Origin of the sequence: Shewanella aquimarina (genome assembly GCF_023349185.1) — a bacterium.
GTDB classification, from domain to species: Bacteria; Pseudomonadota; Gammaproteobacteria; order Enterobacterales; family Shewanellaceae; genus Shewanella; species Shewanella aquimarina.
Genome location: NZ_JAKIKY010000005.1, coordinates 14,259 through 36,310, shown reverse-complemented (window position 1 = coordinate 36,310; position 22,052 = coordinate 14,259). Strand labels below are relative to the sequence as shown.

The following is a 22,052-nucleotide window of genomic DNA, read 5'->3' as shown; positions in this document are numbered from 1 at the left end:
GAGGCCAAGATGAAACTGCAAGAGTTCAAGAGCAGCCTACCGCTGTCGATAGTGGCATTGAGTGTGGGACTGCTGCTCAGTGCCTGCTCAGACAATGACCATGACAACAATATGCCAGAGCCGCCGGCACCGCCCGTAGAGCGTAGCTTTACCCTGACGGTGACAAACCTCACCGCCAACCAGCCTATGTCTCCCCTGGCACTGCTGGCCACCTCAAACGGCTATCACGCCTGGCAAAGTGGTGAGCCCGCTAGCTTGGCACTTGAGCAACTCGCCGAAGGCGGCGATCAGTCAGGTTATAGCGCTGAGATGGACGGCATCGATATGGTCGTTAGCGGCGCCGGCATACTCCCTCCCGGCGCGAGTGAGAGCCTGACCCTGACCCAGGTCGAGACGGCTGTCTCATCGCTTTCCTTGCTTACCATGCTGGTCAACACCAACGACGCCTTCAGCGGCCTGGATGCCATAGATCTGAGTCAGATGGCGGTGGCACAGACCCAGAGTTTCTACACGCCCGCCTATGATGCCGGCACCGAGGCCAATAGCGAGATCAAGGGATCAATACCCGGGCCGGCCGATGGCGGCGAAGGCTTTAATGCCGGCCGTGACGATGTAGATCGTGTGCATCTGCATCCTGGGGTGATCAGCCAGGACGATGACCTGAACGATTCGGTGCTACATGCCAGTCACAGGTTTGACAATCCGGTACTGAGAGTGACGATTCAGCGCACCCGCTAATAAGCCAGGTTAACCGACCAGCATTATTTAGCATCGACGAAATAAATTCCCTCCGGACTGGGTCTACTGGATGTAGGCCAACCTGAGGGAATTTGCTATGTCTGTGATAAACAGCGACAGGAGTGTGTGTGAACGCCGGCGCATCTTACTGGTCGAGGATGAGCCCGATCTCGCCCGTCTGATCCGCCTCAACCTGGAATCCCTGCAACATGAGGTGACACAGGTAAGCAGCCTGACTCAGGCAAGACAGGTGCTGCAGAGCAAAAGCTTCGATCTCTTGCTGCTGGATCGCATGCTGAGTGACGGCGACGGCCTGACCCTATGCCAACAGCTGCGCCAGGAGGGCAAGCGCCTGCCCTGCATGATGATCACCGCCCGGGATAGCGAGTCAGATATCGTCCTCGGCCTTGAATCCGGCGCCGACGACTACATGGTGAAACCCTTCAGCGTGCTGGAACTCAGGGCCAGGGTAAAGGCGCTCCTCAGACGCGCCGACCAGCAGGCCGCCGACCAGTACGCCCTGACGTTCGACGAGTTAGTGATCGACAGCAAGACGAGGGAGGTCACCGCCGCCAACCAACCGCTGACCCTCACCGCCAGAGAGTTCGACTTGCTCTACTACCTGGCCCAACATCCGCGCCAAGTATTCAGCCGCATGCAACTGCTGGAAGCCGTGTGGGGCTACTCCTATGCGGGCTATGAACACACGGTCAACAGTCACATCAATCGCCTCAGGGCCAAGCTGGCCTGCTGCCCCAACAGCAACGAGCTGGTACAGACGGTGTGGGGTGTGGGCTATAAATTTGCGCCACCGGCGGCGCACTAGACATGGTCAATAGCCTGTTTGGCCGCATCCTGCTGCTTGCCAGCACCTGTGTCCTGCTGCTGTTTATCGGTTTCTGGCAGTGGTTTAGCCTGAACCAGCAACACAGCCAACGTCTGGTGCAGCAATCCCTGCATCGAGAGCTGGCGACCCACATGGCCGAGATCAATCCCCTGCTGTCCCAGGGGATCACCTCCAACGCCGCCCTCAAGGAGGCCCTTCACGATCTCATGCTGCTGGGCCCCAGCTTCGAGATCTACACCTTAGACCCCCAGGGCAAGGTGATCGCCTTCGATGCCAAGGAGGAGCAGATCAAGACCCACGGCGTCGATATCACCAAGGTGCAGGCCTTTCTGCAGGGTGAGTCCTTACCTATCCAGGGCACAGATCCCAGGAGTGATGGCCAGCAGAAGATCTTCTCGGTCAGCCCACTTCATAGCCCAGACGGGGCCCTCAGTGGCTACCTGTATGTGATCATCGGCGGCGAAGCCTTCGACAACTGGCAATCGCTTATCCAGGCAAAAGACCTGCCCCAGCGCTGGGGCGTCGCCTTGGGCGGCTGGGCGCTGTTTACCCTGATCCTGTTTTCACTGCTGCTGCGCTACCTGACGCGGCCGCTCAAGCGTCTCACCCAGGCACTTGGGGAACTAGAGCAGAAACCGATCAGCCAGCCTCTCGCCCTTCCCCTGGCGCCGAGCCGCAGCCAGGAGATGGCCCAACTTAACGCCCAGATCAACCGCCTGCTGCAGGAGGTTGCCCAGAAGCAGCGCCAGGTGACCCAGCAACAGGCGGCTAAACAGGAGTTTCTGCTGCACCTGTCACACGATCTCAAGACACCGCTCACCACGCTGCTAGGCTATCTAGACACCTGGCTAATCAGCCCGGTCGATGAGCGCGACGACAGCCTGCTCGAATATGCCAGTGCTTCTGGGCAGAGGCTGCAACAGCTGCTGGCGCAGATGCTGGAGTTGGCGGCGCTGGAGAATGGTCAGATAAAGGCGAACCTGCGTAAAACGCCGCTGCAGGCGCTCCTCGATGAGGTCAACCAGACCTTCGCCCCCAAGGCCAAACAGGCCGGAATTAGCCTGAACATCTGTCGGGACGAGGGGCTGCTCCTTTACACAGATCCCCAGCTGATGGGGCGAGTGCTCAACAACCTGCTGGACAACGCCCTGCGCCACACGCCAGCCGGCGGCGAGATAAACGTCTATGCTCAGACCCTGCCTTCGGGATCTTATCTCGTCATACAAGACACGGGCAGCGGCATGCAGGCGCAAGCCATCGCCACCCTGGAGCAGCCCCCCAGCCAAACCCAGCCCGAGCTCTACTATTGCCAAGGCGACGCGCTGCCACAGCTAGGTGTCGGCCTAGCGATCGTCAGACAATTACTGGCCAGACTGGGTTGTCGTATCGAGGTGCAAAGCACAGTCGACCGGGGTAGCCGGTTCATGATCGCGTTGAGTCACTATCAATAAGACGAGCAAGTGCTTAAGCATTGAGACAAAAAAATAGCCAGTCGAGTTGCCCCGACTGGCTAGCTTTAACATGTTATTGCCACTTACTTGTGGTATTGCGCCGACAGTTCGTGTACTGACTTGATGAAGGCGCCCGCATGCTCTGGATCCACATGCTGGTGAATACCATGGCCCAGGTTGAATACGTGACCAGAACCTTCGCCGTAACCGGCCAGGATCTGACGCACCTCTTCGTGAATGCGCTCTGGTGAGGCGTAAAGCATAGAAGGATCCATGTTACCCTGCAGGGCAACCTTGTGACCCACGCGGCGACGCGCATCGGCAATATCCACGGTCCAGTCCAGACCCAATGCATCACAGCCAGTCTCGGCCATCGCCTCTAGCCATAGTCCGCCGCCCTTAGTGAACAGGGTGACAGGCACCTGACGACCGTCGGCATGACGCGTCAAACCATCGACGATCTTCTGCATGTAACGCAGCGAGAACTCACGATAAGCGGTATGAGACAGCGCACCACCCCATGAATCGAAAATCATCAGCGACTGAGCACCGTTTGCCACCTGAGCGTTCAGGTACAGGGTTACCGAATCGGCCAGCTTGTCTAGCAGCATGTGCAGCGCCGTAGGTTCGGCGTAGGCCATCTTCTTGATCTTTTCGAAGGTCTTGCTCGAACCGCCCTCGACCATGTAGGTCGCCAGTGTCCAAGGTGAACCAGAGAAACCGATCAGCGGCACTTCGCCTTTCAGCTCGCGGCGAATGGTGCTAACCGCATTCATCACATAACCGAGCTCATCTTCTGGATCCGGTACGGCCAGCTTCTTGATGGCATCAAGGGTATCGGTTGGACGCTCGAAACGAGGACCCTCACCGGTTTCGAAATAGAGACCCAGGCCCATGGCATCTGGCACGGTCAAAATATCAGAGAATAAGATCGCAGCATCGAGATCGTAACGACGAAGCGGTTGCAACGTCACCTCACACGCCAACTCGGCATTGCGGCACAGAGACATGAAGTCACCGGCTTGTGCACGGGTTGCTTTGTATTCAGGAAGGTAACGACCCGCCTGACGCATCATCCACACAGGAGTCACATCAACAGGCTGTTTTAGTAAGGCACGTAAATAACGATCATTTTTTAGTTCTGCCATAAGGCTCTATTCCTACGCTTATTGATTTTCGCTGGGACAGTAGTTTAGCATTTACGCGAGTAAAGTAACCTCCATCAGCACATTTATGTGACAAACGCCGCTTGATTATTTTTTTACCCCCGCGTCCCTTCTCTCAGGGTTTGGCTTGGGCCGCAAATTGCCCGCCTCACCCCGCAATTCGTTAGAAAAAAGTTGCACCCCCTCTTTGCCTTTGGTATAAAAAGTCTGCGCTAGCAAGAACAATCAAGAAGCTCGTCGCATCGAGCCCGCAAAACTTTACTCGCCCAGCGATAGATTTCTATCGCTGGGCATTTTATTTCTACCCCTCTCAGCGGCTACTTCCACGTCATTTTGTATACAAAACAAGCAGATTCGACCAGCTGAAAGATCGCCAGGATAGACTAAAAAATGGTTGATCAAAGCGGTGGTTCTCACCTACATTAGAAGTCATAGAAGAACAATGCGATGGGGACCATTATGCTAAAGCAATTGGAACGGGCCGAACAGAAATGGGGTGGCTCCAATACACTGATTGATCAATGGCTGAATCACCGTCGTAAGCTGCTGATTAACTATTGCCAAATTGCCGGGCTGCCGCCCTACGAGGCGATAGACAAATCACTTCCCGCCTTCAAAGCGGTCAAAGAATTCTGTGATCTCCTGGTCGATTATGTGTCCGAGGGGCACTTCGAGGTCTATGATCGCGTGGTCACCGCCTGTGAGAAGAATGGCGAATCCAGTCAGACATTGGCACAGACCATAGTCCCTAAGATCAGCGAGACGACGGATCTCGCCCTGGACTTCAACGACAAATACACCAGCGCCAGCGACGACAAGATCCTCTATCAGCTGGACAAAGATCTCTCCTCTCTCGGCGATGCCATGGAGACACGTTTCCAGCTAGAAGATCAGCTGCTTGAAGTGCTGCACAGCAAGTACTCCTAATTCCCCCTAATACCAGTATCTGTCCGGATGCCTATGTGAATCTCACCGAAGAGCAGACATAAAAAAGGCCAGCTAATCAGCTGGCCTTTTTACATCATCAATCTTGATTACACGGCAGACTGGAAGATCACTTCGCCCGCTTTTTGTGTGTATGAATCGATCTGGTCGAAGTTCAGGTAACGGTAAGTATCGGCTGCTGTCGCATCGATCTCTTTGGCGTACTCCTGATACTCTTCAACACTTGGCAGACGACCCAGCAGTGCGGCAACCGCGGCCAGCTCGGCAGACGCCAGGTAGACGTTAGCGCCAGTACCCAGACGGTTCGGGAAGTTACGGGTAGAGGTCGATACAACCGTCGCGCCCTCGGCAACACGAGCCTGGTTACCCATACACAGAGAACAACCTGGGATCTCGATGCGCGCACCGACACGACCAAAGATGGCGTAGTAACCTTCTTCTGTCAGCTGATCACGATCCATCTTAGTTGGTGGAGCGATCCACAGACGAGTTGGCAGCGTCTTGGCAAACTTGTCCAGCATCTTACCGGTTGCACGGAAGTGGCCGATGTTAGTCATACAAGAACCAACGAAAACCTCGTCGATCTGGGTGTCTTTCACCTGAGACAGGAGAACGGCATCATCTGGATCGTTAGGCGCACACAGGATAGGCTCTTTGATCTCGTTCAGATCGATCTCGATCACTTCGGCGTATTCTGCGTCAGCATCGGCTTCCATCAGCTCTGGATTCGCCAGCCACTCTTCCATCGCAGCGATACGACGCTCGATGGTACGACGGTCACCGTAACCTTCGGCAATCATCCACTTCAACATCACTATGTTAGAGTTGAGGTATTCGATGATAGGCTCTTTGTCCAGCTTGATGGTACAACCGGCGGCACTACGCTCGGCTGATGCATCAGACAGTTCGAATGCCTGCTCAACCTTCAGCTTCTCTAGACCTTCGATCTCCAGGATACGACCAGAGAAGGCGTTGATCTTGCCCTTCTTCTCAACGGTCAGCAGACCCATTTCGATCGCCTTGTGTGGGATAGCATGTACCAGGTCACGCAGTGTGATACCAGGCTGCATCTCGCCCTTGAAGCGAACCAGTACAGATTCAGGCATATCCAGCGGCATAACACCGGTCGCGGCGGCGAAGGCCACTAGCCCTGAACCCGCAGGGAAAGAGATACCGATTGGGAAACGAGTATGCGAGTCACCACCCGTACCGACGGTATCAGGCAGTAGCATACGGTTCAGCCATGAGTGGATAACACCGTCACCTGGACGTAGCGACACACCGCCACGGTTCATGATGAAGTCAGGTAGTGTGTGGTGAGTATTCACGTCCACAGGCTTAGGATAAGCGGCTGTGTGACAGAATGACTGCATGGTCAGGTCGGCACTGAAGCCAAGACATGCCAAGTCTTTCAACTCGTCACGAGTCATAGGACCCGTGGTGTCTTGTGAACCCACAGAGGTCATCTTAGGCTCGCAGTATTGGCCAGGACGCACACCGGTTACGCCGCATGCCTTACCCACCATCTTCTGCGCCAGGGTGTAACCCTTGCCAGAATCGGCCACATCTTGTGGACGTACGAATACGTCAGAGGCTGGCAGACCTAAGGTCTCGCGAGCGCGGTCAGTTAGACCACGACCGATGATCAGCGGAATACGACCGCCGGCACGGACTTCGTCCAGCAGCACGTCTGTCTTAAGCTTGAACTCAGAGATCACTTCGTCGCTGCCGTGCAGCTTAACCACACCTTCGTATGGGTAGATGTCGATCACATCGCCCATGTTCATCTTGCTCACGTCCAGCTCGATTGGCAGGGCACCGGCATCTTCCATGGTGTTGAAGAAGATAGGTGCGATCTTGCCACCCAGGCAGAAACCACCGGCACGCTTGTTAGGCACGTATGGGATGTCGTCGCCCATGAACCACAGCACAGAGTTGGTCGCAGACTTACGTGAAGAACCTGTACCCACAACGTCGCCCACGTAAACCAGTGGATGACCCTTCTCTTTCAGAGATTCGATCTCATTGATTGGGCCTTTTACGCCCGCTTCGTCTGGCACTATGCCATCGCGCGCGTTTTTCAGCATCGCCAGGGCATGCAGTGGGATATCTGGACGAGACCAGGCATCCGGTGCAGGTGACAGATCGTCTGTGTTGGTTTCACCCGTCACCTTGAATACGGTCAGGGTAACCTTGTCGGCCAGCTTAGGACGGCTGAGGAACCACTCGGCATTCGCCCAAGACTCAACCACTTGCTTAGCATGGGCGTTGCCCGCTTGCATCTTCTCAACCACATCGTGGTAGGCATCGAACATCAGCAGGGTGTTTGATAGTGCCTTAACCGCCAATGGGGCCTGGGCATCATCGTCGAGTTGAGCAATCAGCGGCTCGATGTTGTAACCGCCCTGCATGGTACCCAGTAGCTCAACGGCACGTGCCGATGACAGGATAGGAGACGTTGCCTCGCCTTTGGCAACCGCATCGAGGAAGCCGGCTTTCACATAGGCCGCTTCGTCAACACCTGGTGGAATTCTGTTTTCAAGCAGGTCGAGGATAAATGCCTCTTCACCCGCAGGTGGATTCTTCACTAATTCGATTAATTCGGCCACTTGATGGGCATCTAGTGGCTTAGGGACTACGCCCTCTGCAGCACGTTCTGCGACGTGTTTACGATATGCTTCTAGCACGGCAACATTCCTCTTTGTTTGGCGTTCTAACAGCGAAACTGCACGTCTTCAATTCTGAAGCTCACAGTCAAGCAGGCTCAACCCGTATTTCCGGCCGCATTATACTACAGCTTTGCAAAAGTATGAATCAGATCACACTCTTAGAAGTGAGAAATTACCGGGATTTCCTAGGGTGCCCAGCAAATTAGCCTAGCCCTGAAACAAATGAAATTAGACAATAGTTTGAATACCTAGATAACCTATTGTTATAAAAACAATTAAAGAGTTATCCTAAATTCATTCCAAACGATGGAATTGGTGGCTTTCGCGGGAAAAATAATCTTAAAAATTTTCGTATCTCACTCGTAAATACTCGAAGAATTCGCATAATATTCCACTTCCTTCGCCAAAATGAACCAGTAAGGGCCTACATCATGAGCCAAATGCATTTATCGGCCGTCATCTTCGATATGGATGGCGTACTTATCGACTCAGAGCCGAGTTGGCAGGCCGCAGAGTACAAGGTGCTGAGCCAGCTTGGCCTCCCCATCAGCCTCAGCGATACCGAGCAGACCACAGGACTGCGTATCGATCAGGTCGTGGCCTACTGGTATGAGCGCCATCCCTGGGCAGACTATGATAATCAGGTGACATCAGATGCCATAGTGCAGCAGGTCGCAAGCGAGATCCTACGCAGTGGCGAGGCGATGCCAGGCGTCCATAGGGCGCTTGAGGCCTGCCAGCGGCGCGGCGTCAAGATAGGCCTGGCCACCTCATCGCCTCAGGAATTAATCGATGCCGTGATGCAAAAGCTGGCCATCGCTGAGTTATTCGATGCCATCGAAAGCGCCGAGGCACTGCCTCTGGGCAAGCCACACCCAGAGGTGTACCTCAACTGTGCCAAGGCCCTGAATGTCTCACCCTCACAGTGCCTGGCGGTGGAAGACTCCTTCAACGGGCTGATCGCCGCCAGGGCCGCCAACATGCATACTGTGGTGATCCCCGCGCCCCATGAGGCGAGCCAGGCTAGATGGGCCGCCGCCCACCAGCAGCTGGTCAGTCTCGATGAACTGGCGGACTATCTCGCCCGATAATTCATACCAATCACAGTAAACATGTGATCAGAAATAGCGCAGGAAAAACGCTTGAAAACAAAGCAGGATTTTTAGATAAGTAGTTATTCTACAATTAAAAATACTAATACAGTTATCGTGCGTTTTAACAAGCTAGAATGATCAATTGTTTATTACGATTGGTATCACAGGTTTCAGACAGTAAAAAGCCCATCCTAAGATGGGCTTTTGTTGCTTTAAGCTGCTTTGAAAAGCGAACCTAGGCCTACCAGATCTTGACGCGATCTTCTTCGCTCAAATACATCTTGTCGCCCGCCTTCACATCGAACGCCTCGTAGAAGGCTGGAATGTTACGCGGCGTGCCCATGGCGCGGAAGTGGCTTGGTGAGTGTGGGTCGGTCAACAGACGACGTCCCAGCTCTTCGTCGCGATAGTTACGACGCCACACCTGCGACCAGCCGATAAACAGACGCTGCTCGCCGGTCAGGCCATCGATCACTGGTGCCTCTTTTCCGTCAAGGCTCAACTTGTAAGAGCGTGCCGCCACGGTCAGGCCACCCAGGTCGCCAATGTTCTCACCCAAGGTGAGGTCACCATTAACAAACTTACCCGGAAGGGCCTCGAAGCTAGAGTATTGCGCGCTGAGCTTAGCACCACGCTTCTTGAACTCTTCTCTGTCTTTGTCTGACCACCAATCTCTCAGGTTACCGTCACCATCATACTTGGCACCTTGGTCGTCGAAACCATGGCTGATCTCGTGGCCGATCACCGCGCCGATACCGCCATAGTTGATCGCATCATCGGCATCCATGTTGAAGAATGGAGGCTGCAAGATGGCCGCAGGGAAGACGATTTCGTTCATCACAGGGCTATAGTAGGCGTTAACCGTCTGCGGCGTCATGTGCCACTCGGTGCGATCGATTGGCTTGCCCAGCTTGTCCAACATGGTCTTGTATTCGAAATGCGCATAACGCTGGTAGTTACCCACCAGATCATCGGCCTTGATGCTCAGGTCTGTGTAGTCTTTCCACTTGTCAGGGTAGCCGATCTTGTAGTTGAACTTAGACAGCTTCTCTTGCGCCGCAACCTTAGTCTCAGGTGTCATCCACTCTAGCTCGTTGATGCTCACCTCGAAGCCCTTGATCAGGTTCTGGATCATCTTCTCCATACGCGCCTTGGCTTCTGGCTTGAAGTGACGTTTGACGTACTCTTTACCCACCAGCTCGCCGATCACCTGATCCGCGGCATCAACCGCCTTCTTCCAGCGCGGCTTCTGCTCTTCGATGCCCATCAGGGTCTTGCTGTGGAAGACAAAGTGAAGATCGACCATCTCTTTGTTCAGCAGCTCGGCATAGCTGTCCACCAGGTGGAACATCAAGTAGTCTTGCCACTGCTCGACGCTGAACTGGTTAAATTGCTTGCCAAACTTCTCGAAGAAAGAGGGCTGACGCACGATCACCTCGGTGACCTTGTTCATGTCGGCGCCATTGGCAAACTGTGAATAATCAAAGTTGCTGACCGTCTTCTGCAGGCCAGCGATATCCATCTTGTTGTAGCTCTTGTTGGCGTCACGAGACTGGGTGCGCGTCCACTGGCTCTCGGCCAGGAAGTGCTCGATCTCGGCCACGTTTTTCGCGGCGCGCTTGGCGTGGGCATAACCGGCGTTATCTAACAGGTCGGTGACATAGCTTTGCAGTGCGGCGCGGTTGGCAACAAACTTAGCATCATCTTTGAGGTAATAGTCACGATCCGGCAGTGTCAGGCCAGACTGATAGAAGTAGACACCATACTGAGTCGACTTCTTAGCGTCGTTATTCACATAGAAGCCCAATGGCATCTGCACACCCGAAACCAGCAGCTTACCCATCTGGCTGGCGACATCCTGATGGCTCTTAAGCCCCTGGATCTCAGCCATCGGTGCCTTGATTGGGGTCACGCCCAGCTGCTCGGCCAGGTCGGTATTCATGTAGCTGGCGTAGAAGTCGCCCACTTTCTGCTCGCTAGAGCCTTCGGCCTTGTTTGGCTTTGCCGCTACTTCGTCGATGATCTCCTTCAGGGCGTTCTGGCTCTGCTCATAGAGTACGGAGAAGGCACCATAGTTAGACTTGTCGGCTGGGATAGGCGTGGTCGCCAACCAGTGACCGTTGACGCTGTAATAGAAGTCGTCCTGATGACGCACCTGAGGGTCGAAGTTTTCTTTCTCAACGCCCGACACCTTTGTCGTTTGTACACTCTCTACCTGAGTGGTGTCATGGCTACCACAGGCGCCTAGGCCCAAGCCCAACGCCACAGCCAATGCTAAATGACTGACTTTTTTCATCTCGAATTCCCCGGTTCTTACTTTTATCTTGTTTATAGCCTGATTGCACAGACCTTTGCGAATGACACACTAACACCCCAGCCCCAAGGACTGTAGGGTGATTTTGTAACTTTGTATGACGCCTTAGCTGCCCTACCAGTTCTTACCTAGGAAGAGGAAGACGGTATTTTCGCCATCGTCTGTCCAGCCGTAACCTATGGCCGCCGGGCCTATGGCGGTATCCGTGCCCAGATAGAGGCTGCCACCATAGATGAGATCATTCAGGCTCACGCTGTCGCGGATCGACCAGACGTTACCCGCCTCAAGGCTAGCGCCCAGATAGAGAGGGTAGTCTGTCATCCCCAACATATCCCGGCCCAGATCGTATTGATAGACGAAGGCACCGAACAACTTGTGCGGCCCAACCAAGGCGTCCTTATGGTAACCAGACAAGTTGAGGAAGCCGCCTAGTTCGGAGACATTCACGCTGAAGCCCTCCTCCTTGTCCACCGTCGCCAGCGAGGCGATACCCACGAAGGCATGATTCCCCACACTCAGGGCACCACGCCAATCGGCCATGATCTGCAAGGAGTTCTCCGATGGTTCATCGTCAAAGATGTAGGGAGATTGCTCATGGCGGTAGTACATGTTCAGGGTAAAGCGATTACCCGAGGTCGGGAAACTGATGCTGTCCAAGTCATCGAAACCGAACTTGAGATAGGCGCCGTAGGAGCTAAAATCTGCCCGCCCGTCAAAGGCCGCATTATCGAGATAGCCGGTCTCCCCCATCACCCCCAGCTCTACCACGCCTTCCTTGATATAGTTGACGCCAATACCCAACTCGGCGCGATACTTGACCTGCTCGAGATCCAAGAAGCGGTTATTCTCTTCATACAGGGTCCAATCTTTCTTCTCATAGCCCAGTTCCGCGCGAGAGAAATAGCGCTGATCGGAATCCATGGGCAGATAAAACTCTGAGGCGAGCATCTTCTCATACCCCAGGCGCAGCTCGTTGCGCCACTCGCCACCATAGGCGGTCAGATCTGTCATGGTGTAGGCCACATCCAGTGCCACCACAGAATCTAGGGTGAAGTCATCCTCCCAGCTAAAGCCAAGTTGGAAATAATTGGGCCCCCAAGACTTGGCCCGGGTCTGCAGGATCAGTATCCGCCCCTCATCTGTGTCGACAAACTCGGCGTTAACCCGCTCAAATTTGTCGAGCGCATAGACTTTGTTGATCCCCTGCTCCAGCTTGGTCTTATCGACCACTTCACCCGGCTCGATACCTAAGGTCTCCGCCAAGAGTTTCTCGCTCACCTTAGAGTTGTTGTCGAAGCGGATCTCGATCACCGGGCGAGACAGGTTGTAGAGCCAACCCACGCTGGCGGCATCCTTGTGAGCCTGATAGGCAGCATACTGCTCATTGGTCACGGCTAACTGTTTTAGCCTTGTCAGCTGGGCCTGAACCGCCACCTCACCGAGGCGATAAGCCTCCGGCATGATGGAAAAGTCTGTAGTGCTGAGCTCGCCAACCTCTGGACGGATCAGGATATCTTGTGTCGTCAGTAGCCGCTTTTGCTGTTCGGTACTGGCATTGGTCAGCATGGTGGATAGTTGGTTCAATACCGCGATCGTGCTCTCTAGCTGGTCCCGCTTAACCAGAGAGGAGCCGATATCCACGGCGATGACGATGTCGGCGCCCATGGCCTTCACCACATCCACCGGCATATTGTTGGCAATTCCGCCGTCAACCACTATATGCCCCTTATACTGCGCCGCCTGCAGCGCACCTGGGACTGTGGCCGACGCCTGCATCGCATCCACCAGGCTGCCGCTGTCGATCACCACGGCGCCACTGGTCTCGAGATCTGTGGCCACGGCGCGATAGGGAATAGGCAAGTCGTCGAAGTGTTCAAACTTATGCACCAGATCCGTCGAGTGCTGCAGCAAGAGCGACATAGACTGACCACGCAACACGCCATTAGGAACTTTGACTTGGCTATCGCTGTAGCCGATGTTGAGCGGGATATTGAATCTATCCCGCTGCTGCTTGCCACGATAGCTGAGGGCCGCACGGGGAATGGTATCTGAATAGCCGGCGTTCCAGTTGGAACCCATCATGATATCTTCGATCTCTTCGGCGCTATAGCCCAGGGCATACATGCCGCCCACATAGGCGCCAATACTGGTACCGGCGATGTAATCGACGGGAATATGTTCCGCCTCTAAGGCCTTAAGCACGGCGATATGGGCCGCCCCTTTCGCGCCGCCCCCGCTGAGTGCCAGACCGATCTTGGGGCGTTCCTCGCTCGTGGCAGAAAAGGTGAGGCTTGCCAGCAGCAAAGAGAGTAGAAAAGGCTTGATCATCGGCGATTCATCTTCCTATGAATAGAGGGACAAAATATTCTAGCAAACTTCTAGGGCCTGTTGACCTTTCCTGTTTGTTTTTGCAGCAGTTTGCAGGTGATTTATACAAGGCAGAGCCTGTGTCGTGTAGTGATTCTACACAAACTGGCGATAACGCAGTAGAAATGGCCTACAAACGCAGCCCAAAGGGTTCATCTAAACGCGCCCAGCCCTATGTTGTTCACAACTCACATAGAGCACTATGCTTCAATGCCCACGCGTAGTGCATAACGCGTTTAGATTGAACAAAAATAATACCTGAAAGATAAACAGGCCCTAGCAAACAAGAAAGTTTGCCCTATCGACGCGATGACGAAGCCGTTATTTTGACTTGATGTAGAGGTATTTCTCGAACTCATCGATAGTCATCGGCTTGGCAAAGTAGTAGCCCTGTATAACGTAACAGCCGCGGCTAAAGACCTGTTCTAACTGCTCCTGGGTCTCAACCCCTTCGGCCACCACCTTCAGCTTGAGGTTACGGGCCAGCTCTATGATACTGCTGGCGATCGCCTGATCCGCCTCGTTATTGGCGATATCGATCAGGAAGGAGCGGTCAATCTTAAGCGTGCTGACATCGAAGCTGCGCAGATAGGCGAGCGACGAATAGCCGGTGCCGAAGTCATCGATAGCGACCTCTATGCCGATCTCCCGCAGTGCCTTGAGGTGATCCTTGGCCACATGCAGCTCTTTCATCAAGACACCTTCGGTGATCTCCAGCCCCAGCATCTTGGCCGGCATGCCCGACTCCTTGAGCGCCTGCTGCACATCTTGAATAAAGTCGGGTTGCCTGAAATGCACCGCAGAGACGTTAACCGACAGCTTTAGCTCATCGCCAAAATGTTCGGCCCACTTAGCCCCTTGAATACAGGCCTGCTTGATCACCCAGCGGTCGATGTCGATGATCAGGCCACAGGACTCGGCCACCTTGATGAAGATATCTGGGCGAATGTAGCCCTCCTTGGGATGATGCCAGCGCAGTAGCGCCTCCATCCCAACCACCTTGTCGTCTTTGAGAATATCGATCTGCGGCTGGAAGTAGAGCTCAAACTCCTGCCTGTCCATCGCCTTACGCAGTTCGGCCTCCAGTTTGAGGTGATAGAGCGCCTCGGCATTGCGCTCGGCCGAGAAGTACTGGAAGTTGCCACGCCCCTCTTCCTTGGCGTGATACATGGCCTGATCGGCGTTCTTGATCAACACCTCGGGCTGCTTGGCATCATCCGGCCACAGGCTGACCCCGATACTGGTGGAGATAAAGAACTCGCGGCCGTAGAGCTCGAAGGGTTTCTCTATCTGGCGGATCAAGGCCTCGCACAGATGGTTGACCTCATCGATATCGACCATGTCACGCATCAGGATCACGAACTCGTCGCCACCGAAACGGCAGAGGGTATGGCTTTCACTCACGCAAGATTGCAAGCGACTGGCGGCTTCCACCAGCAAGGCATCGCCCATGCTATGGCCATAGGAGTCGTTGACGTTCTTGAAGCGATCTAGGTCAAGGAAGATCAATGCCAGCTTATCTTCGGTCTGCTCGGCGCGGTGGATACACTTAGCCAGGCGCGAGGCGAACAGGGATCGGTTCGGCAGGCCGGTTAGCACATCGTAGTTAGCCAGACGTCGCAGGTCGGCCTCCGTCTGTTTGCGCTCTGTGATATCGGAGAATACCGCCACATAATGGCTGATGACCCCTCGGTCATCTTTCATGGTGGACAGGTTCAGCCACACGGGACAGATTAGCCCCTCGGAACACTGAAACTCATGCTCGCCGGTCCAGGTGATCCCCTGTTCCAGCAAGATGCTTATCTCATCGCTCCTGTCTTCGCTGCTATGAACCAGTTGGGAAAAGTATCTGTCGATCAGTTCATCGGCGCTCATCCCCAGGATGCTCTGAGCGGCCTTGTTGGAGACCCTCACCCGCTCATCGGCGTCTAAGATAAGTACCCCTTCAGAGGTGTTGGCAAAGGCCTGCGCCAGGAGCTTAACATCATCCTCCAGTCGGCGCTGGGTAGTGATATCGGTGTAGATACCGGCAACCTTCTTCACCCTGCCGCTGATGGGATCGAACTCCAGGGCGCGTCCTCGCACCCGGGTCCAGCCCCAGGACTCGTCGGGGCGACGGTAACGATAATCCACATCCAACCTGTCATCCTGCTTAGAGAGCAGACGCTTCCAGGCCGTAAACACCTTATCCTGGTCGTCGGCATAGATGGGAAACTCATCCATCTTGAGCTCGAAGGCATCGCCCTTGTCAGGGAAGTAGCGTCCGCGGTTTTCCAGCAGGAAGGTTTCGCTCTCGCTGTGCCACTCCCACAACTCGGAATCACTGCCCCGCAGCGATTGACGCAGCCTATCCTCGCTCTCCTTGAGCGCCTTGTTGACCCGCCTGAAGGCACCGATCTGCTTCTGACGCAGCAGCAGGAAGTAGAGCCCCACCAGCAGCAACGAAATTAATAGTAAGCCCCTGAACCAGTCATAGTTCCACCAGTAATCTTCGACCACGAACCGGAAAGAATAGGGGGTCTGCGACCAGACACCGTTTTTCTCACTGAGAATGTCTAAGGTGTAATGGCCTTGCTTGAGACCTGAGACGTTAACCTGCGACTGGCCCATCAGCTGCAGATACTTGCTCTGCTCAGAGCCCTTGCCACGACGCAGGCGGTACTGTAACTGAAACGGGATATCGGTCAGATAATCCAGGCTAGTTAACTGGAAGCTGATCAGGCGCGCACCTGGCTTGATCAACATGCCAGCTTCAGGCACTAGCTTGGTTTCCGTGTTTTCCTCATAGAATACGGAGACAGACTCCATCATGATGCCATCTTCCGCGAGGCGGTTTCGCATCTGGGGCACGTCCACTAGGGCAACCCCGTCCGGACTGCCGACAAACAGGCCTGCACCGGGCTGATAGAAGGCGGCGCCGTCGTTAAGTTCGTGACTGATAAGCCCGTCCTGCTTCTCGATAACCGTGAGTCCCCCCGTGGTGAGATCTTGCCGCACCAGGGAATTGGCGCAGCCCAGCACTCGATAACCGGGAAGCTGCTCGATGAAGTAGACGGAGCTGCATTCCACCTGCCAGTTGTCGGTAAGAAAATAGGTCAGCCCTGTCTTGGGGTGATACTCCACTAACCCCTTGGGCGAGGTGCCGAGCCAGAGCACGCCTGAATCCACCTCTTTGATATAACTAACATCGATAGAGATATTCTCGTCGGCGAACAGGTCGATACGGGAATAGAAGAGCCCCTTGCTATCGATATAGCCAAACAGGTTTTCACCGCCGATCCACAGCTTGCCGTCGGCCGCCCGATAGATGGAGCGCAGCGGGATCTGATGCTGGGTGCCGTCGACCCCTTTGACCTGCATACGAGTCGGCTCCAGACTGCCCTTGTCCCAGTAGAACAAGCCCGTGGCGGTAACGAACCACCAGCGGGAGGCGATCAAAGGATCCTTGTAGCTGAAGTAGATCATCTTATTTTCGAGCGAGGTGCGCCCGCCGGTGATCGCGGCAAATCTCTGTGTCTTGTGCGCCAGGCGGTCGTAGGTGAACAGGCCATTGGTGGTGCCCAGTAGCAGATGCCGTTTATCTAACTCGTTTACCGCATAGACGCTGTCGTTGACCTCCATCTCCTCTGGCTGGTAGGTCTGACTCTTCCTGGCGTCACGATCCACCTCAATGAGCCCCTTGTCTGTGCCCAACCACAGCTTATTTTGATCGGCAAAGATACTCCACACCATCTCATCGCTGAGCCCATAGGGTGCGTTACGGGTGAAGTTATCCAGCACGAAATCGGGGTCGTCGGCGACAATCGCTAGGCCATCGCCCGAACCACCCACCCAGACCAGGTCATTGTCGTCCACCGCCAGGTCGTAGATATAATCGAGATCGGCCGCCAGCTTCAGTTCATTGCTAAAGTGCTTTATCTCCAGGGTGTCGGGGTGCCACTTGATCAGCCCCTCTCGGCCAGACAGCCAGAGAAAGCCCAGCTTATCCTGAGCCATCTGGGTCACATAGAAGGGGATCTGCTCCACCTTCTCGAGGGTTAACGAGTCGGGATAGACGCGATATAAACCATTGCTCGAGCCCAACCACAGACGCCCCGCCCTGTCTTCAAACAGGCTCTTGATCTGGCCCTGCTCCTCTGTCCAGGGGAAGATGCCTCTAAGCATCCCCAGGCTGTCCCTGAGTTGCAGCTCATAAGTCTTACCCACAATCAGCTGAGAGTCGCCAAATTGCGACAACACAAACCAGGGCATATCGGGATCGCTTGGCAGAGCGCTGATGAAGGTGAGCGACATCGCCTGGTAGTCCAGACGGTAGAGCTCGCCGACATAGCTGAGCAGCACATAGCTGCCATCTTTCTGGCGGGTGATTGCCTGTAGCCCACTGGGATTGAACTTGGGAAACAGCTCGCTACTTCCCAGCTGGACAAACTCATCTTGAACTATGTCGTACAGGTAGGTATTGGCATAGCTGCTAACCAGCAGGTGCTGTTTACCCAAGGATTCGACGAGATAGATATACTCATCTGAGAGGCGAATATGGTTGGCGTCTTTGTCGATGCGCCGCGCCTTAGTGTCGCTGACGCGGTACAGGCCCTGCTCAGTGGAGAGCCAGGTGTAACCGTACTCATCGAAGCTGATGTCGTTTACCGTGGCATTGTTGAGGCCGTCGCGAGCGCTAAAGACCCTCTGTACCAGATCACCCGCCAAACTTGGCGTGGTAAAGCCAATCATGAATACCAAAAAGCCTAGTAAGCGAAACGCCTGGGTAAAACTCATAGAAGATCCCATTTCAGACAAACAGCACGGCGGGGTTGGGACATAGCGCGATAAACTTATAATTGTTACAAAAATATAATATATAAGTTAGCCAGCCAAAAAAAAAGCGCTCAGTGAGCGCTTTTTCGGATTTCAGAAGCAATTATTTCTTCTTCTTTGCCTTAGGGTTTGGCAAATCGGTAATTGAACCTTCGTAGATCTCAGCCGCCAGACCGACAGACTCATGCAATGTTGGGTGAGCGTGGATGGTCAGCGCCAGATCTTCGGCATCACAACCCATCTCGATAGCCAGACCAATTTCGCCCAGTAGTTCGCCACCGTTAACACCCACGATAGCACCACCGATCACGCGATGAGTTTCCTTATCGAAGATCAGCTTAGTCATACCGTCTGAACAGTCAGAAGCAATTGCACGACCACTCGCCGCCCAAGGGAAGCTTGCCGTCTCGTAGGCGATGCCTTGCTCTTTGGCTTCTTTCTCGGTCAGACCAACCCAAGCCACTTCAGGATCTGTGTACGCGATTGAAGGGATAACCTTAGGATCGAAGTAGTGCTTCATGCCAGCAATCACCTCGGCAGCGACGTGGCCTTCATGCACACCTTTGTGTGCCAGCATTGGCTGACCCACGATGTCGCCGATAGCATAGATGTGTGGCACGTTGGTGCGCATCTGCTTGTCGACATTGATGAAGCCGCGCTCATCGATATTCACGCCAGCCTTGTCAGCATCGATCAGCTTACCGTTTGGTGTACGACCGATAGCCACCAATACCGCATCGTAGCGTACTGGCTCAGTTGGCGCCTTCTTACCTTCCATAGAAACATAGATACCGTCTTCTTTCGCTTCAACGGCAGTCACTTTGGTCTCGAGGATCAGGTTGAACTTGTTCTTGATCTTCTTGGTGTAGACACGAACGATATCTTTATCGGCTGCAGGGATAACCTGGTCGAACATCTCAACCACGTCGATCTCACTGCCCAGTGAAGAGTACACTGTACCCATCTCAAGACCGATAATACCGCCGCCCATAACCAGCAGCTTGCCAGGCACTTCTTTCAGCTCAAGCGCATCGGTAGAATCCCAGATACGTGGATCTTCATGAGGAATGAAAGGCAGTTGAATTGGGCGAGAACCCGCAGCGATGATTGCTTGCTCGAAGTGCACCACTTTCACGCCATCTTCACCAGCAACTTCGATGGTGTTAGGACCGGTAAACTTACCCAGACCGTTAACCACGTTGACTTTACGCATCTTAGACATGCCGCCCAGACCGCCTGTCAGCTGGCTGATAACACTCTGCTTAAACTCACGTAGCTTATCGAGATCGATCTGTGGCTCGCCAAATACCACACCGTGGCTAGAAATGGCCTTAGCTTCTTCGATCACTTTTGAAACGTGCAGCAGTGCCTTAGATGGGATACAACCCACGTTCAGACACACACCACCTAGGGTGCTGAAACGTTCTACGATAACAGTCTCCAGACCTAAATCGGCAGCACGGAATGCTGCTGAATAACCTGCAGGGCCTGCACCTAAAACCACTACCTGAGTTTTGATTTCGTTACTCATGTTTTCCTCTATTCTTTCTCATTGTGTTGGGAGGAATTCCGGCCCAACCCATTATGACGCCAGCTTTTTGAACGTTAGTTCTTGTAAGGTGGCCGCATTTTAACCTTTCAAGGAGTTAAACAAAAGGCTACTCATGGTGAGTAGCCTTCATCATTACAAAATAAGTGTGCGTATGTCGGACAGCATACTTGACAGGGTCACGCTAAAGCGTGCCGCCATCGCGCCATCGATCACACGGTGGTCGTATGATAAAGAGAGCGGCAACATTAACTTAGGCTCGAAATCTTTACCATTCCACTTAGGTTTAATTTCAGACTTAGAAACCCCTAAGATCGCCACATCAGGATAGTTGACGATAGGCGTAAACGCGGTACCGCCTATGCCACCTAGGCTAGAGATGGTGAAACAGCTGCCCTGCATGTCTGCAGCCTTAAGCTTGCCATCACGGGCCTTCACCGAGATCTCCATCAGCTCGGCTGACAGCTCGATAATGCCTTTCTTGTCGACATCACGTACCACAGGAACGACCAGGCCGTTTGGCGTATCGACCGCCACACCAATGTGGTAGTACTTCTTCTTGATCAGCGACTCACCATCGGCGCTCAGGCTGGCGTTAAACACTGGGAACTGCTGCAGTGTCTTGGCAACCGCCTTCATCATGAAGACCAGCGGGGTGATCTTGACGCCAGTTTTCTGCTTGGCGGCGATCTCGTTTTGCTGCTTACGGAAGGCTTCCATCTCTGTGATGTCGGCTTCGTCAAACTGAGTCACGTGTGGAATAGTGACCCAGTTACGGTGCAAGTTAGGTCCAGAAATCTTCTGGATACGACTCAGCGGCACTTCTTCCACTTCACCGAACTTAGCGAAATCAACCTTAGGCGCTGCAATCACCTGCAGACCGCCTTCACCGGCGCCCACGCTAGTAGCTGCAGAGGCTTTAGGACGAGACAACTCATACTTGATAAAGGCCTGGACGTCTTCCTTCAGAATACGTCCCTTAGGACCAGTACCAGTAACCTTAGTCAGGTCAGCACCAAACTCGCGAGCCAGACGGCGAACCGCCGGCGAGGCGTGCACGGCACCTGTTACCGGCTTGCTACCGGCACTTGGGTGATGCGGCACAGGCGGCTTGCTCGCCGCTGGCGCTGGTGCACTGGCTTGTGCGACTGGCGCAGGTGCAGCAGCTGCCGGAGCAGGAGCCGCCGCAGGGGCACTCGACTGTGTCTCAATAGTTGCGATGACGCTGCCCTGAGAAACCTTGTCACCCACCTTAACGGTCACAGAAACCAGCTTACCGGCGAACGGTGCAGGTACTTCCATGGTGGCCTTGTCTGTTTCCAGAGTGATCAGGCCTTGGTCGGCCTCAATCACATCACCGGCCGCAACCAATACCTCGATAACATCGACGTCAGACGCGTCGCCGATATCGGGTACGGCGATCTCTTTCACTTCGATGCTGGCAACTGCCGCTGGTGCTGCTTCTGCGCTTGGTGCTGGAGCCGCGCTTGCCGCAGGAGCCGCAGCTTCACCACCGCTCACCTCAAGCATCAGAACCAGAGAGCCTTGAGAGACCTTGTCGCCAACGGCCACTTTCATCTCTTTCACCACACCGGCTGCAGGCGCTGGTACTTCCATGGTCGCCTTGTCAGTTTCCAGCGTGATAAGCCCAGTGTCGACATCTATGCTGTCGCCCACGGCCACCAGCACTTCAATCACGTCGACATCTGAAGCATCGCCGATATCCGGCACTGTCACTTCAATCACTTGTGCAGAGGCTGGCGCCGCAGCAACAGGCGCTGCCGGAGCAGGCGTAGCCGGTGCTGCTGCAGGAGCCACTTCGGCTGCCGCTGGTGCAGGCTCGGCGGCCTGCGCCTCACCCGCTTCCATCATAGCGATAAGTGTGCCTTCAGAGACTGTATCGCCCACGGCGACCTTGATCTCGGCAAGTTTACCGGCGAAAGGCGCAGGAATATCCATGGTCGCCTTGTCGCTTTCAACGGTAATGATCGATTCTTCGGCGGCGAGGGTATCGCCCACCGCAGCACAGATCTCAATAACCTGTACTTCATCCCCACCGATATCGGGGACTAAAACTTCTTTTAATTCAGCCATACT

General features: G+C 54.4%; 12 protein-coding genes. 5 read left to right on the top strand and 7 right to left on the bottom strand.

From position 1 onward, the window contains the following. The first annotated feature begins 9 nt into the window (after positions 1-9). The 3 genes from L2731_RS07535 (at position 10) to L2731_RS07525 (ending at position 3,036) form a co-directional block, all read left to right on the top strand. Positions 10-738 (top strand): spondin domain-containing protein, encoded by a 729-nt coding sequence (locus tag L2731_RS07535; protein ID WP_249252522.1) that lies wholly within the window; start codon positions 10-12, stop codon positions 736-738. Positions 739-835: 97 nt separating this feature from the next. Then, on the top strand, positions 836-1,564 hold the full coding sequence (locus tag L2731_RS07530; protein WP_249252520.1) for a response regulator transcription factor: 729 nt from the start codon (positions 836-838) through the stop codon (positions 1,562-1,564). 2 nt (positions 1,565-1,566) lie between these two features. Further along, the gene (locus L2731_RS07525; protein ID WP_249252519.1) at positions 1,567-3,036 is read left to right on the top strand and encodes a sensor histidine kinase; all 1,470 of its coding nucleotides are present in this window, start codon (positions 1,567-1,569) and stop codon (positions 3,034-3,036) included. An 83-nt stretch (positions 3,037-3,119) separates the two neighbouring features. Here the strand turns inward: L2731_RS07525 and hemE are convergent, their stop codons facing one another. Further along, positions 3,120-4,184 carry a uroporphyrinogen decarboxylase gene (hemE, locus tag L2731_RS07520; protein WP_249252518.1) on the bottom strand — a complete coding sequence of 355 codons (1,065 nt, stop codon included), beginning with the start codon at positions 4,182-4,184 and terminating at the stop codon, positions 3,120-3,122. Between the two features lie 477 nt (positions 4,185-4,661). On the opposite strand from hemE, the gene rsd reads away from it, so the two are divergent. Then, positions 4,662-5,129, top strand: a complete 468-nt coding sequence (gene rsd, locus L2731_RS07515) for a sigma D regulator (protein ID WP_239853992.1) — start codon at positions 4,662-4,664, stop codon at positions 5,127-5,129. 107 nt (positions 5,130-5,236) lie between these two features. Here rsd and acnB read toward each other — a convergent pair whose 3' ends face one another. Beyond that, positions 5,237-7,834 carry a bifunctional aconitate hydratase 2/2-methylisocitrate dehydratase gene (gene acnB / locus L2731_RS07510; protein ID WP_249252517.1) on the bottom strand — a complete coding sequence of 866 codons (2,598 nt, stop codon included), beginning with the start codon at positions 7,832-7,834 and terminating at the stop codon, positions 5,237-5,239. Between the two features lie 413 nt (positions 7,835-8,247). Here acnB and hxpB point away from each other — a divergent pair, with 413 nt between their 5' ends. Further along, positions 8,248-8,907 (top strand): hexitol phosphatase HxpB, encoded by a 660-nt coding sequence (hxpB, locus tag L2731_RS07505; RefSeq protein ID WP_249252516.1) that lies wholly within the window; start codon positions 8,248-8,250, stop codon positions 8,905-8,907. Between the two features lie 244 nt (positions 8,908-9,151). Here the strand turns inward: hxpB and L2731_RS07500 are convergent, their stop codons facing one another. The 5 genes from L2731_RS07500 to aceF form a co-directional block, all read right to left on the bottom strand. Next, positions 9,152-11,206, bottom strand: coding sequence for a M13 family metallopeptidase (locus tag L2731_RS07500; protein WP_249252515.1), 2,055 nt, complete (start codon positions 11,204-11,206; stop codon positions 9,152-9,154). A 132-nt stretch (positions 11,207-11,338) separates the two neighbouring features. Beyond that, positions 11,339-13,552: a patatin-like phospholipase family protein gene (locus L2731_RS07495; RefSeq protein ID WP_249252514.1), complete on the bottom strand. Its 2,214-nt coding sequence runs from the start codon at positions 13,550-13,552 to the stop codon at positions 11,339-11,341. 360 nt (positions 13,553-13,912) lie between these two features. Continuing rightward, complete coding sequence (locus L2731_RS07485; RefSeq protein ID WP_249252513.1) at positions 13,913-18,367, bottom strand: EAL domain-containing protein; 4,455 nt, start codon at positions 18,365-18,367, stop codon at positions 13,913-13,915. 142 nt (positions 18,368-18,509) lie between these two features. Beyond that, on the bottom strand, positions 18,510-19,937 hold the full coding sequence (lpdA, locus tag L2731_RS07480) for a dihydrolipoyl dehydrogenase (protein WP_249252511.1): 1,428 nt from the start codon (positions 19,935-19,937) through the stop codon (positions 18,510-18,512). 153 nt (positions 19,938-20,090) lie between these two features. Further along, positions 20,091-22,049, bottom strand: a complete 1,959-nt coding sequence (gene aceF, locus L2731_RS07475) for a pyruvate dehydrogenase complex dihydrolipoyllysine-residue acetyltransferase (protein ID WP_249252509.1) — start codon at positions 22,047-22,049, stop codon at positions 20,091-20,093. Positions 22,050-22,052: the final 3 nt, after the last annotated feature.